General features: G+C 63.4%; 11 protein-coding genes. 3 read left to right on the top strand and 8 right to left on the bottom strand.

Features of this window, described 5'->3' with window-relative positions:
* Positions 1-79: 79 nt before the first annotated feature.
* Positions 80-2,842, bottom strand: coding sequence for a DNA gyrase subunit A (gyrA, locus tag BUQ73_RS05225; RefSeq protein ID WP_079226949.1), 2,763 nt, complete (start codon positions 2,840-2,842; stop codon positions 80-82).
* Positions 2,843-3,331: 489 nt separating this feature from the next.
* Entirely contained in the window at positions 3,332-4,408 is a 1,077-nt protein-coding gene (mtnA, locus tag BUQ73_RS05220; RefSeq protein ID WP_079226948.1) for an S-methyl-5-thioribose-1-phosphate isomerase, read from the bottom strand.
* A gap of 112 nt (positions 4,409-4,520) precedes the next feature.
* Between mtnA and ubiG the strand changes: the two genes are divergently transcribed.
* From ubiG to BUQ73_RS05205, 3 genes are all read left to right on the top strand, one after another.
* Positions 4,521-5,219, top strand: coding sequence for a bifunctional 2-polyprenyl-6-hydroxyphenol methylase/3-demethylubiquinol 3-O-methyltransferase UbiG (gene ubiG / locus BUQ73_RS05215; RefSeq protein WP_027918179.1), 699 nt, complete (start codon positions 4,521-4,523; stop codon positions 5,217-5,219).
* 2 nt (positions 5,220-5,221) lie between these two features.
* On the top strand, positions 5,222-5,893 hold the full coding sequence (mupP, locus tag BUQ73_RS05210) for an N-acetylmuramic acid 6-phosphate phosphatase MupP (RefSeq protein WP_027918178.1): 672 nt from the start codon (positions 5,222-5,224) through the stop codon (positions 5,891-5,893).
* Positions 5,894-6,013: 120 nt separating this feature from the next.
* Positions 6,014-6,754: a YciK family oxidoreductase gene (locus tag BUQ73_RS05205; protein ID WP_079226947.1), complete on the top strand. Its 741-nt coding sequence runs from the start codon at positions 6,014-6,016 to the stop codon at positions 6,752-6,754.
* 123 nt (positions 6,755-6,877) lie between these two features.
* On the opposite strand, the gene BUQ73_RS05200 is transcribed toward BUQ73_RS05205, so the two are convergent.
* The 6 genes from BUQ73_RS05200 to BUQ73_RS05175 form a co-directional block, all read right to left on the bottom strand.
* The gene (locus BUQ73_RS05200) at positions 6,878-7,663 is read right to left on the bottom strand and encodes a TenA family transcriptional regulator (protein WP_079226946.1); all 786 of its coding nucleotides are present in this window, start codon (positions 7,661-7,663) and stop codon (positions 6,878-6,880) included.
* Between the two features lie 39 nt (positions 7,664-7,702).
* A complete protein-coding gene (locus tag BUQ73_RS05195) occupies positions 7,703-10,159 on the bottom strand; it encodes an EAL domain-containing protein (protein ID WP_079226945.1) in 2,457 nt (818 codons plus the stop codon).
* 256 nt (positions 10,160-10,415) lie between these two features.
* Positions 10,416-12,248: an ABC transporter ATP-binding protein gene (locus BUQ73_RS05190; RefSeq protein ID WP_079226944.1), complete on the bottom strand. Its 1,833-nt coding sequence runs from the start codon at positions 12,246-12,248 to the stop codon at positions 10,416-10,418.
* Positions 12,241-12,873, bottom strand: a complete 633-nt coding sequence (locus tag BUQ73_RS05185) for a DsbA family protein (protein ID WP_079226943.1) — start codon at positions 12,871-12,873, stop codon at positions 12,241-12,243. Before BUQ73_RS05185 ends, BUQ73_RS05190 begins: the two co-directional genes overlap by 8 nt.
* A gap of 3 nt (positions 12,874-12,876) precedes the next feature.
* Positions 12,877-13,809, bottom strand: coding sequence for a rhodanese-related sulfurtransferase (locus BUQ73_RS05180; protein WP_079226942.1), 933 nt, complete (start codon positions 13,807-13,809; stop codon positions 12,877-12,879).
* A gap of 206 nt (positions 13,810-14,015) precedes the next feature.
* Positions 14,016-14,312 (bottom strand): BolA family protein, encoded by a 297-nt coding sequence (locus BUQ73_RS05175; RefSeq protein WP_027918171.1) that lies wholly within the window; start codon positions 14,310-14,312, stop codon positions 14,016-14,018.
* Between the last annotated feature and the right edge of the window lies 1 nt (position 14,313).

Genomic DNA, 14,313 nt, shown 5'->3' with positions numbered 1-14,313 from the left:
TCCCACAGGGCCAGGCATTGCCCGGCCTAATCAGTCAAACGGGGCGACCTTGGTCGCCCCGCTCGGGTTTCACGCTTGCTTATTCCTGCGGGGCCTCTTCGGCGCCTGCAGCTTCATCATCCGGCGCATCGGCCTCGACGCCCTCTTCATCCGTCTCGACCACATCATCGAGCTCGTCCTCGGATGGCTCCTGGATACGCTCCAGGCCCACCAGGGTTTCGTCGGTGGCCAGCTTGATCAGCGTCACACCCTGGGTGTTACGGCCCAGGCTCGACACTTCACCAACCCGCGTGCGCACCAAGGTGCCCTGGTCGGAAATCAGCATGATCTCCTCGCCTTCCTGCACCTGGATGGCGCCGATCAGCAGGCCGTTGCGCCCCTTGGTACCCATGGCGATGACGCCCTGGCCGCCCCGCCCGCGACGCGGGAACTTGGACAGCGGGGTGCGCTTGCCGAAGCCACGCTCGGAAGCGGTGAGGATCTGCGCACCGGACTCCGGAATCAGCATCGAAATGATCTGCTGCCCCTTGCCCAGCTTCATGCCACGCACACCACGGGCAGTACGGCCCATTTCGCGGACCACGCTTTCGGCGAAGCGGATCACCTTGCCGGCGTCGGAGAACATCATGACTTCCTTGGCGCCGTCGGTGATCGCCGCAGCGATCAGGGTGTCGCCTTCCTTCAGCTTCAGGGCGATCAGGCCGCTGGAGCGTGGGCGGGCGAACTGTGCCAGCGGCGTCTTCTTGACGGTACCGGAAGCAGTCGCCATGAAGATATAAGCGCCGGTAGGCTCGGCCACCCACTCAGGGGTGTCGCCGTCTTCCTCGTCGATTTCTTCTGCTTCGACGATTTCGCCTTCGATGACACCGTCATCGCCGTCTTCCAGCTCTTCTTCAGGGTCGGCGTTCTGCTGCAGGGCCTCAAGGTCGACCTGCAACATGGCGGTGATGCGCTCACCCTCCTCCAGCGGCAGCAGGTTGACCAGCGGGCGACCACGGGCGGCGCGCGACGCTTCAGGGATGTCGTAGGTCTTCAGCCAGTACACCTTGCCCTTGCTGGAGAACAGCAGCAGGGTGGCATGGCTGTTGGCGACCAGCAGGTGCTCGATGTAGTCCTCGTCCTTCACGCCGGTGGCCGACTTGCCCTTGCCGCCACGGCGCTGGGCCTGGTACGCGGACAACGGCTGGGTCTTGGCATAGCCGCCGTGGGAGATGGTCACCACGCGCTCTTCTTCCGGGATCATGTCGCCGTAGTTGAGGTCGTGACGGGCATCGAGGATTTCGGTACGACGGGCATCGCCGTACTCGGCACGGATCGCTTCCAGCTCTTCGCGGATCACTTCCATCAGGCGCTGGGCGCTGCTGAGGATGCGGATCAGCTCGCCGATCTGTTCCAGGATCTCCTGGTACTCGGCCAGCAGCTTCTCGTGCTCCAGGCCGGTCAGGCGATGCAGGCGCAGGTCGAGGATGGCCTGGGCCTGTTCCGGCGACAGGTAATACTTGCCTTCACGCAGGCCGTACTGTTCTGGCAGGTCTTCAGGGCGGCAGGAATCGGCGCCGGCGCGCTCGACCATGACCTGTACGGCGCTGGATTCCCACGGCGTGGAAACCAGGGCTTCCTTGGCTTCGGACGGCGTCGGCGAGGCCTTGATCAGGGCGATGACCGGGTCGATGTTGGACAGCGCGACCGCCTGGCCTTCAAGGATATGGCCACGCTCGCGAGCCTTGCGCAGCTCGAACACGGTACGGCGGGTCACCACTTCACGACGGTGACGGACGAACGCTTCGAGCAGGTCCTTGAGGTTGAGCAGGCGCGGACGACCGTCGACCAGAGCAACCACGTTGATACCGAACACGCTCTGCAGCTGGGTCTGCTGATAGAGGTTGTTGAGCACCACCTCCGGCACCTCGCCGCGGCGCAGCTCGATGACGATACGCATGCCGTCCTTGTCGGACTCGTCGCGCAGCTCGGTGATGCCTTCGATCTTCTTCTCTTTGACCAGCTCGGCGATCTTCTCGATCAGGCGGGCCTTGTTCAGCTGGTACGGCAGTTCGGTGACGACGATCTGCTGGCGGCCACCGACCTTGTCGATGTCTTCGATCTCGGAACGGGCGCGCATGTAGATGCGGCCACGGCCGGTACGGTAGGCCTCGATGATGCCCTGACGGCCGTTGATGATGCCGGCAGTCGGGAAGTCCGGACCCGGGATGAACTGCATCAGCTCATCGATGGTGACGTCCGGGTTGTCGATCAGCGCCAGGCAACCATCGATGACTTCACCGAGGTTGTGTGGCGGGATGTTGGTCGCCATGCCCACGGCGATACCGCTGGAACCGTTGACCAGCAGGTTGGGGATGCGGGTCGGCATGACCGCCGGGATCTGCTCGGTGCCATCGTAGTTGGGCACCCAGTCGACAGTTTCCTTGTGCAGGTCGGCCAGCAGCTCGTGGGCCAGCTTGGTCATGCGCACTTCGGTGTATCGCATGGCCGCGGCGTTGTCACCGTCGACCGAACCGAAGTTGCCCTGGCCGTCGACCAGCAGGTAGCGCAGCGAGAACGGCTGGGCCATACGCACGATGGTGTCGTAGACCGCAGTGTCGCCGTGCGGGTGGTACTTACCGATCACGTCACCGACCACACGGGCGGATTTCTTGTACGGCTTGTTCCAGTCGTTGCCCAGTTCGCTCATTGCATAGAGGACGCGGCGATGCACGGGCTTCAAGCCGTCACGCGCATCGGGCAGCGCTCGCCCGACAATCACGCTCATCGCGTAGTCGAGGTAAGACTGTCTCAGTTCGTCTTCGATATTGACCGGGAGGATTTCTTTGGCCAGTTCGCCCATGAGAAGCCTGATTCCTTTTTCTGGTGAAACTTCGCAGCTCCATCAAGGGCCGAACGAAGCTCGCCGCCGCAGCGCATAGGGGTGCGACGACTTACGACAAATCAATGAGTTGTTGCATGGATTTGCGCAATGAAGGCCGCCTTCATGGGCGGTCTTGGAAACTGCCGAATGTTATCACAAAGGCGGGGCGGTGGGGAGAGCTGGGACGGGGGGCTCGCCGTGAGTTTTGTGTCGCCTGGGAGATCGAGCGCCGCCCGCGCGGCGCATCGCGGATGAATCCGCTCCTACATCTGTTGCAACGTGGCCATGCCTGTGAGGCCATGGTTGTCAGCCTTGCCTGTAGGGCTTAAGCCATGCGCCAGGGCGGGCAGCCATGGCCTTACAGGTTCGGTACGTTGCAACAAATGTAGGAGCGGATTCATCCGCGATGCGCCGCGCGGGCGGCGCTCGACCTCACAGGCGCCGAAAATCCCCCGCCCTACACCCTGATCAGTGCAACCGCTTGCGGCACATCAACTGGGCCAGTTTGGCGGTATCGGGCCGCTCGACAATGCCGCGTTCGGTGACGATCACGTCGATCAGGTCGGCCGGGGTCACATCGAACACCGGATTGAACGCCTCGACCTGCGGCGCCACGCGGGTTCCGGCGTAGTCCAGCAGCTCATCGGCTTCACGCTCTTCCAGCGGGATGTCCTCACCGGTGGCCAGGTTGAGGTCGATGCTGGTGCTCGGTGCCACCACCATGAAGCGCACGCCATGGTGCATCGCACTGACGGCCAACTGGTAGGTCCCGATCTTGCTGGCCACATCGCCGTTGGCGGCGATGCAGTCGGCGCCGACCACCACCCAGGTGATGCCTTTGGTCTTCATCAGGTGGGCCAGCGCCGAGTCGGCGCACAGGGTCACCGGGATACCTTCGCTGGCCAGCTCCCAGGCCGTCAGCCGCGAACCCTGCAACCAGGGGCGGGTCTCGCCGACATACACCCTCTCGACCATACCCTCCAGATAACCGGCGCGAATCACCCCAAGAGCCGTGCCGATACCACCGCTGGCCAGGGCGCCGGCATTGCCGTAGGTCAGCAAGGTCTGCGCGTTGCCCTGATGGCGACGGATCAGGTCGATGCCATGCTGGGCCATGGTCAGATTGGCTTCGCGATCGCTTTCATGGATGGCAATCGCTTCGGCTTCCAGCGCTGCCAGCACGTCCTCTTCGCCACGCACACGCAGCAGGCGCTCGCGCATGCGGTTCAGCGCCCAGAACAGGTTGGCCGCGGTGGGGCGTGCTTCGGCCAGGCTGATGAAGTCCTCTTCCAGGTCCATTTCCCAGTCGCCGCCCTCGGCCAGGCGCTCTTCCAGGGCCAGGACCAGGCCGTAGGCCGCAGCAATGCCAATGGCTGCGGCACCTCGCACGGCCATGTCACGGATCGCCGCCACCACCTGCGCGACATTGTCGCAGGTCAGCCAGCGTTCTTCCGACGGCAGCAGGCGCTGGTCGAGCAGGTGCAGGGCGCCGCCTTGCCAGCGCATCCCGGTCACCTTCTCCGCCGCCAAAAGTCGCTCGCGCATTGCCTCTCCCCGTCGTTCGGATATCAAAAGCCGGCGATTATAGCGACCCTCGGCCGCAGACGCTCGGGTATACTGCGCCCCATTTGAAGTGCAAGTTCCAGAGGATTGTTCAATGAGCAACGTCGATCACGCCGAAATCGCCAAGTTCGAAGCCTTGGCCCACCGCTGGTGGGACCGTGAAAGCGAGTTCAAGCCGCTGCACGACATCAACCCGCTGCGCGTCAACTGGATTGACGAGCGCGTCGGCCTGGCCGGCAAAAAGGTGCTGGACGTCGGCTGCGGCGGCGGCATCCTCAGCGAGGCCATGGCCTTGCGCGGCGCTACCGTCACCGGCATCGACATGGGCGAGGCGCCACTGGCCGTAGCCCAACTGCACCAGCTGGAGTCCGGCGTCGAAGTCGAGTACCGGCAGATCACCGCTGAAGCCCTGGCCGAGGAAATGCCCGAGCAGTTCGATGTGGTCACCTGCCTGGAAATGCTCGAGCACGTGCCCGACCCATCCTCGGTCATCCGCGCCTGCTACCGCATGGTCAAACCCGGCGGCCAGGTGTTCTTCTCGACCATCAACCGCAACCCCAAGGCCTACCTGCTGGCCATTGTCGGCGCCGAGTACATCCTCAAGATGCTGCCGCGCGGCACACACGACTTCAAGAAGTTCATCCGCCCGTCCGAGCTCGGCGCCTGGAGCCGCGTTGCCGGCCTCGAGGTCAAGGACATCATCGGCCTGACCTACAACCCGCTGACCAAGCACTACAAGCTGAGCAGCGACGTTGACGTCAACTACATGATCCAGACCCTGCGCGAGGAATGAGCATGCGTTTGCGAGCAGTACTCTTCGACATGGACGGCACCCTGCTCGACACGGCGCCGGACTTCATCGCCATCTGCCAGGCCATGCTCGCCGAGCGCGGCCTGCCGGCGATCGATGACCAGCTGATCCGTGACGTGATCTCCGGCGGCGCCCGCGCCATGGTCGCTGCAACCTTTGCCATGAGCCCGGACGCCGAGGGCTTCGAAGCCCTGCGCCTGGAGTTCCTCGAGCGCTACCAGCGTGATTGCGCGGTGCACAGCAAACTGTTCGACGGCATGGGCGAACTGCTGGCCGACATCGAAAAGGGCAACCTGCTGTGGGGCGTGGTGACCAACAAGCCGGTGCGCTTCGCCGAGCCAATCATGCAGCAGCTGGGCCTGGCCGAGCGCTCGGCCCTGCTGATCTGCCCGGACCACGTGAAGAACAGCAAGCCTGACCCGGAGCCACTGATCCTCGCCTGCAAGACCCTGGGCCTGGACCCGGCCAGCGTGCTATTCGTCGGCGACGACCTGCGCGACATCGAATCCGGCCGCGACGCCGGCACCCGCACGGCCGCGGTGCGCTACGGCTATATTCATCCAGAGGACAACCCGAACAACTGGGGCGCCGATGTGGTGGTGGACCACCCGCTGGAACTGCGCAAGGTGATCGACAGCGCCCTGTGCGGCTGCTGACTCGTAACGACTGACGACCCACCCTGTGGGAGCTTGTGGCTGGCACGGGCTGCGCCCGTGTTCGCGGGCAAGCCCGCCCCCACAGGGTCCGCGTCAGCCCATAGAGATAGGGAATAATCAATGTTCGACTACACCGCCCGCCCTGGCCTGCTCGCCGGCCGCGTCATCCTGGTCACCGGTGCCGGCCGCGGCATCGGCGCCGCCGCCGCCAAAGCCTATGCCGCACTGGGCGCTACCGTGCTGCTGCTGGGCAAGACCGAGGCCAACCTGAACGAGGTCTACGACCAGATCGAGGCCGCCGGCCACCCGCAGCCCGTGGTAATCCCGTTCAACTTGGAAACCGCCCTGCCCCACCAGTACGACGAACTGGCAGCGATGATCGAGGAGCAGTTCGGCCGCCTCGACGGCCTGCTCAACAACGCCTCGATCATCGGCCCGCGCACGCCGCTGGAGCAGCTTTCGGGCGACAACTTCATGCGTGTGATGCACATCAACGTCGACGCCACCTTCATGCTCACCAGCACGCTGCTGCCGCTGCTCAAGTTGTCTGAAGATGCTTCCGTGGTGTTCACTTCGAGCAGCGTCGGGCGCAAGGGCCGGGCCTACTGGGGGGCCTACGGCGTGTCGAAGTTCGCCACCGAAGGGCTGATGCAGACACTGGCCGACGAACTGGAAGGCGTGGCGCCAGTGCGCTCCAACAGCATTAACCCGGGCGCCACGCGCACGGCGATGCGGGCGCAGGCTTACCCGAGCGAAAACCCGCAGAATAACCCTCTGCCCGAAGAGATCATGCCGGTCTATCTGTACCTGATGGGGCCGGATAGCAAAGAAGTGAATGGGCAGGCTTTCAACGCTCAGTGAGCCTTGTGTTGCCCGTTCCGGCCTCTTCGCGGGCAAGCCCGCTCCCACAGGAACATCACCGCCCTCAAGCCTTGTGATTTCCCTGTGGGAGCGGGCTTGCCCGCGAAGGGGCCGGCACAGGACTCAGCCGGCAGCCAAGGCCGGGCGCATGCGCCCTTGCTGGCGCCCTTCCAGTTGCATGCACCGCTCCAGGAACAGGTACATGCAGTCGTAGCTCTTGCAAATCGCCTTGCGCAGCTCGTTACGCAGCCCCATTGTCGGGTTCTCACCCGCCAGCGTGCAGATGATTTCCAGCGCCTCCCACGGGTGCGCATCGTCATACTGGGCATGCATCTTCAGCCACTTCATCGCCCGCTTGCGCTGATCCTCCGGGAAGCCCATGGCATAGGTGTCCTCGGCACAGACCACCGCCGACCACTCGCCGGTCGCCCCTTCAATCGCATAGTTGGTCGCTGCCATGGCAATCGCCAGTGACTCGGTGGTACAAACGCGCCAGCACCAATCGTTGAGCCCGTTCAGTTCCGGCGGCACGTCCTGGGCCTGCAGCTCGTGCAGGTGCACGCCATGGGCCTGGCACCAGTGGGCCCAGTAGTCGGCATGGTTGAGCTCGACACGGATGTTGCGCATCAGCCAGCGCCGCGCCATGTCCTCGCCAGGGTGGCGGGCATAACGGGTCTTGGTCAGGTTGTGGGCCATGTACAGGGAAAACTGCTCGACCACCGGCCAGCCACCGATCAGGTACTGGCGAATGGTCGACTGGCGCAGCTGGCCATCACGCAGGCGCTGGTAAAACTCATGCTCGACCACCCGGCGCTTGCTTTCACGGCAATCCTCGATCAGCTGCTGGGCCCACTGGGGGTAACTGGCCGGGTCCATCAAGGGCCCGATACGTACGAATGCATCAATCACTTTCAGCTCCTTGATCCTTGTGATTTTGCGGACGTGTTCTCAGCGAAAAGTACCTGGCGCCCGATGCAGCAAGGGCCGCGCAGCAATCCGTTGGCGCTGCAGACTGTCACAGGTAAACACCTGCGGTCGTTCAATCAGATAGCCCTGGGCGTAATCCACGCCGATCTCCTGCAAGGCCTGCTCGATCAACGGTGTTTCGACGAACTCGGCGATGGTCCGCTTGCCCATGACATGGCCGATGTGATTGATCACCTCGACCATGGCACGGTTTACCGGATCGTCCAGCATATCTTTGACAAAACTTCCGTCGATCTTCAAGAAGTCGACGGGTAAATGTTTCAAATAGGCAAATGACGACATCCCGGCACAGAAGTCGTCCAGGGAGAACTTGCAACCCAGCCCCTTCAATTCGTTGATGAATCGAATGGCGCTGCCCAGGTTGGCAATGGCACTGGTCTCGGTGATCTCGAAGCAGATCATGCGCGGTGGGATGGCATATTCGACGAACAACCGCTGCAGGTACTCGAGGAAATTGTCGTCACCGATACTGGTACCCGACAAGTTGATCGCGCACATCGCCAGCGGCCCGTCCCGGCCCTCGTCCAGGCATTGGCGGATGACCTGGAACACGCTGCGCACTACCCAACGGTCCAGGGCCGTCATCAGGCCATAGCGCTCGGCGGCCGGGATGAAACTGTCCGGGAGGATGGTGCGGCCGCTTTCGTCGTGCAGGCGCAGCAGGATTTCGATATGGCCCGGGCCTTCGATGGCCTTCAGCGCGGCGATTTCCTGGCAATAGAGGCAGAAGCGGTTTTCCTCCAGGGCCACATGCAGGCGCTGGATCCAGGCCATCTCGCCAAAGCGCATGGACAGTTCGCTGTCGTCGGCATGGTATACCTGCACTCGGTTGCGGCCCTTTTCCTTGGCCATGTAGCAGGCCATGTCGGCAGCCCGCAGGGAAGCCTCCAGCGTGCCCGGCGCCTGGGCTATGTGGACCAGGCCGATACTGACGGTGGTCACGAACGGCCTGCCCTTCCACACGAAGTGCAGGCTCTGCACGGCCTGGCGCAGGTTTTCGCCGATGCGCTCGGCCTGTTCGGCCGGGCAGTTTTCCAGCAGCACGCCAAATTCGTCACCACCCAGGCGTGCCAGGGTGTCGCCTTCACGCAGCCCCGACTGCAGCACTGCGCAGATGTGCCTGAGCAACTCGTCACCCGCCGCATGGCCGCAGGTGTCGTTGACCAACTTGAACTGGTCGAGGTCGAGGAACATCAGCGAATGCCGCCCAGCCTGGCGCACCAGGCCATTGAGCGCCTGCTCCAGGCGGTACTCGAACTCGCGGCGGTTGGCCAGGCCGGTCAAGGCGTCATGGGTGGCCTGCCACGACAAGTTGGCGATGTACTGGCGTTCCTGGGTCATGTCGTGCAGTACCAGCACGATACCGGCCACCTGGTCGTTGTTGATGATCGGCGAGCCAACCAGGTTGACCGATACCGTGCTGCCATCCAGGCGCTGGATCAGCCGGGCATGTTCGGCGCCGCCCTTGAGGCTGCCACTGAGCACCTGCTCGACCAGCGTGCAGCCTTCGCCCTGCTCCTGCTCGTCGAGCAGACTGAACAGCGCCCCCAGCGGCAAGCCCTGCGCCTGGCCGGACTGCCAGTGGGTCAGATGCTCGGCAGCAGGGTTCATGTAGCCGATATTACCTTCGACATCAGCGGTGATCACCGCATCGCCAATCGCCTCCAGAGTGATCTGCGCCCGCTCTTTCTCCTCCCTCAGGGCACTGGCGAACGCCTGACGCTGGGCCAGCAGCTTGCTCGAACGGCGCCAGGCAATGGTGATGAGGAACAGTGCGGTCAACAGGTTGGTGACCAGCAGCACCCGCAACAGCATCCGCGAGCCTTCGCCCAAGGCATCACTGAACGCCTTGGCGGCTGGCGTGACGCCTTCGTTTATCGCGACGATGCGGCCCTTCCACTCATTGAGCTGAGCGATGCCAACCTGCCCAACGGCGAAACCGTCGTGCATCTCGTTGGCCAGCACATCAAGCTTTTTGAGGTAGTCATCGCCGATGTTCCAGTACTCGATCGCCGTCTGCATATAGCTGATCTGACGGAAGTTGCGGTAGAACCAGATGATGCGGTCGACGTCGTCGGGGTGGTTGCCGCCCTGCAGCACGGCCTGACGGGCGCCTTCCAGGTCAGGGCTGGCCTGATCGAGCAGTTCGCGCAGCTCGTGGTCGCCCTGGGGCACGGCCATGACCTGGCGATAGCGCAGAAAGGTGCGCTCGTCGCGGTCATCGGCGTACAGGTTGAGGTAATAGATGGCGTCTTTCTGCGCCTTGGACCACAGGCTTTCGCCGGCCACATAGGCACGGACCGCCGACAACGCATAAAGGCTGAGGCTACCCAGCAATACCTGGAACACGACAACGGCGATGAAGGGCCAGATGATACCTACCAATCTTGGCGCTTCTTGAGTGCGATTTCCCTTCATTTAGTCCCTGTCGCAGAGCAGATAAGACTTGGAATCAACCCAGACAAGCTCAGCGTAGGCCATTTGCCATCTACATGGAGGGGAATTTGCGCCGAGAACGGGGAGAGATTTTGGTAGGAGCGGACTTGTGTCGCGAAAGGGCCGCAAAGCGGCCCCATCGATCGTCGCTGCGAAGCTGGATATATTGGGCCGCTTCGCGCCCTTTCGCGACACAAGGCCGCTCCTACAAAAACCGCGAGGCGATTAGTGGACGTTGTCAGGTCTGCTGCAGATGCCCATACAACTTGGCATACAGCCCACCCTCGGCAATCAGCTGCTGATGGTCGCCATCTTCGGCCACATGCCCACCGTCGAACACCAGCACACGGTCAGCCTGCTTAACCGCCGACAAACGGTGGGCAATGATCAGCGTGGTCCGGCCACTGAGGAAACGCGCCAATGCCTGGTGCAGGTTGTACTCGGTGGCGGCATCCAGCGCCGAGGTAGCTTCGTCGAGAATCACCACCTTGGGCTCGGCCAGGACCATGCGGGCAATCGCCAGGCGCTGGCGCTGGCCACCGGACAGGCGCACCCCCGAACGGCCGACCACGCTGTCCAGCCCTTGCGGCAAGGCGGCAATGGTGACATCCAGCTGGGCGATGCGCAGTGCCTGCCAGCAGGCCTCGTCGGTGCATTCGCGGCCCATGGTCAGGTTGGCGCGCACACTGTCGTTGAACAGCGACGGGTGCTGCAGCACCACCGCGACGTTTTCGCGCAAGGTTTCCAGGCCGATTTCCTGCAGGCTGGCACCGCCAAAACGGATGCTCCCGGCCTGGGCGCTGTACAGCCCCAGCAGCAACTGCACCAGGGTGCTCTTGCCGCCGCCACTGGCACCGACGATCGCCACCTTTTCACCAGGGGCGATGGCCAGGTTCAACTGGTCGAGCACCGGCTCATCGGCGTAGGCGAAGCGCAGGTCGCGCACCTCGATGCCCACCGTTTCGCGGCCGGCGAACGGGTCGCTGGCGGCCGGGTACTGCGGCTCGTCTGCCCGCGACAACAGCTCGTTGAGCCGGCTCAACGCACCGCCGGCGGCGTAGTAGGCATATTGCAGGTTGAGCAGCTGTTCTACCGGGCCGATCATGAACCACAGGTAGCTGAACACTGCCAGCATCTGGCCGATCGACAGGTCGGAGAACAGCACGGTCAGCATCGCCGCCGCCCGGAAGATATCGATACCAAACTGGAACAGCAGGCCACTGGCGCGCCCACTGGCATCGCTCTTCCATTGCGACTCCACGGCATAGTCGCGCACTTCACGGGCGCGCAGGCCGAGGCGACCGAGGAAGTAGCCCTGGCGGTTGCCGGCGCGAATTTCCTGGATGGCATCCAGGGTTTCCGACAGCGCCTGGGTAAAGCGCGAAGTGCTGTCGTTCTCGAGCTTTTTCAGGTGTTTGACACGCTTGCCCAGCTGCACGGTGAAGTAGATCACCAACGGGTTGAACAGCAGGATCAGCAATGCCAGCTTCCAGTGCATCCAGATCAGGATCGCCGCAGTGCCGGTCAGCGTCAGCATGGCCACCAGGAAACGGCTCAGGGTTTCGCCGACGAACTTGTCGAGGGTATCCAGGTCGGTGACCAGATGAGTGGTGACGGTGCCGCTGCCGAGGCTTTCGTATTCCTTGAGCGAGATGCGCTTGAGGCGCTCGATCAGGCGAATGCGCAGGCGGTAGACGATATCCTTGGCCAGCCCGGCGAACAGCTTGGCCTGCACCACGTTGAAAGCCAGCGCCGCCAGGCGCAGGCACAGCGTGGCCGCCAGCATCAGGCCGATATAGCCGGCCGCCACCTGCCAGCCGCTCGGCAGCAGGTGATTCATCCATTTCAGTGCGGCATCGCCGTGGCCCAGCAGCACTTCGTCCACCAGCAACGGCAGCAGCAACGGGATCGGCACGCTGCAGCAGGCCGCCAGCACAGCCACCAGGTTGGCGGTCCAGAGGTTTTTCTTGTGATGCAGGGCCAGGCGGCGGATTTCCGCCCAGCTCAGGCGATCGGGCACAGCGGCAGGCTTCCCTGGTACAGGGTCTGGCGACCCTGGCAGATCAAGCACAGACGGCCTGCTGCAGCCAGCGGCCAAGCAGCGGTTGCAGGCTGTCCAGCGGCTGGTAGCCGTTGGTCAGCAGGGCCAGCTGGCCATTGCGTTCGGCCAGCAGGGTCGGGAAGCCGGCGATACCCAGGTCCTGTACCCAGCTGAAGTCAGCTGCGGTGGCGGCGCGAATGTCATGGCTGGCGAAATGCTGAGCGAAGCGCTCGCGGTCGAAGCCGGCCTGTTCGGCCAACTCGACCAGTTGCGGGGCGCGGGTGACATCCAAACCCTGTTCGTAGAACGAACGCTGAATCAGCGCCAGCAGCGGCCAGACGCGCTCGGCGTCCAGCTCGCGGGCAGTGACCAGGGCGCGGCAGGCCGGCTCGGTGTCGTAGACGAAGCCGTCAGGCATGGCGCCGTCGAAACGGAACGGCTGCCCGGTGGCTTCAGCCACCGCCTGCCAGTGTTCGAGGATGTACTTGCGGGTCGAGCCATCCAGCGCGCTGCCGCCACTGCGCAGGCCACCCGGCACCAGACGGGTGCTGACGCCCGCCTCGGCGGCCTGTGCGACCAGGGCTGCGGCCACTGGCGCAAAACCCCAGCACCAGGAGCACATCGGGTCCATCACATAGATCAGGCGGGCAGTCATGGCTCAAGCCTCGGCTTTGTAGTTGTAACCGATCGGGTGCGGCTGGTTGCGGGCCTTGGCCAGCTCGATCTGCTTCTGCCGGTCGATGGCGCTGCGCCGGGTCTTTTCGCTCAGGGTGTCCCAGCAGTGCGGGCAGCTCACGCCTGGCGAATAGTGCTCGGACTCGCGGTCCTTGGCATCGACCGGGTGGCGGCAGGCATGACACTGGTCGTACTCGCCCTCGCTCAGGTCATGGCGCACCGTGACGCGGTTGTCGAAGACGAAGCAGTCGCCGTCCCAAAGGCTTTGTTCCTGAGGTACTTCCTCGAAGTATTTCAGGATGCCACCCTTAAGATGATAGACCGCCTCGAAGCCTTCACCGAGCATGTAGCTGGACGCTTTTTCGCAACGGATGCCACCGGTGCAGAACATCGCCACCTTCTTGTGCTTGCTCGGGTCGAAGTTGGCCTTGATGTACTCGGGGAACTCGCGGAAGGTCTCGGTCTTCGGGTCGATGGCGCCCTTGAAGGTACCGATGGCCACTTCGTAGTCGTTGCGGGTGTCGATCAGCAGCACTTCGGGGTCGCTGATCAGGTCGTTCCAGTCCTTGGGCTCGACATAGGTGCCGACAGCCTGGTTCGGGTCGACGCCCGGCACGCCGAGGGTGACAATCTCTTTCTTGAGCTTGACCTTGGTGCGGTAGAACGGCTGCTCGTCGCAGTAGGATTCCTTGTGGTCGACATCGACCAGGCGCGGGTCGTTGCGCAGCCAGGCGAGCAGGCCGTCGATGCCTTCGCGGGTGGCTGAAACGGTGCCGTTGATGCCTTCGTTGGCCAGCAGCAAGGTGCCTTTGACGCCGTTGTCGAGCATGGCCTTGAGCAGCGGCTCACGCAGCTCGACGTAGTCTTCCAGGGTGACGAACTTGTACAGCGCCGCCACGACGATAGCTTGGGACATTCAGGTGGATCTCCAGGCGGTTGCCCTCGTAAGGGGCGGACCGGGTTTGAATTTAAAAAAGCATGGGGCCGCTACGCGCCCCTTTCGCGACACAAGGCCGCTCCTACAGTGGAATGCGTATTCCTGTAGGAGCGGCCTCGTGTCGCGAAAGGGCCGCAAAGCGGCCCCCGGATTTTGCAGGATTGTACCAGAACGACGGAAAGGATTCAGTGCCCGCCGCCAGCACACACCGGCGAGGCCGGTGCCACGCCCACCTTGGCCCACTCCTCGGCCGTGTAGGTGTGGATCGCCAGGGCGTGGATCTCGCCCATCAGCTCACCCATGGTGGCGTAGACCTTCTGGTGGCGCTTGACGCTGTTGAGCCCGGCAAACTGTTCGCTGACGATCACCGCCTTGTAGTGGGTTTCCTGGCCACGGCTGTGCATGTGGCTTTCGTTGAGCACTTCAAGGTGTTGCGGGGCCAGCGCGGCCAGTTGCTGCTCGATGCGTTGCTGCATGCTCATC

This window comes from Pseudomonas putida, from assembly GCF_002025705.1.
Taxonomy (GTDB): domain Bacteria; phylum Pseudomonadota; class Gammaproteobacteria; order Pseudomonadales; family Pseudomonadaceae; genus Aquipseudomonas; species Aquipseudomonas putida_J.
The sequence above is the reverse complement of the archived record's forward strand: the minus strand, read 5'-3'. Positions and strand labels throughout refer to the sequence as shown.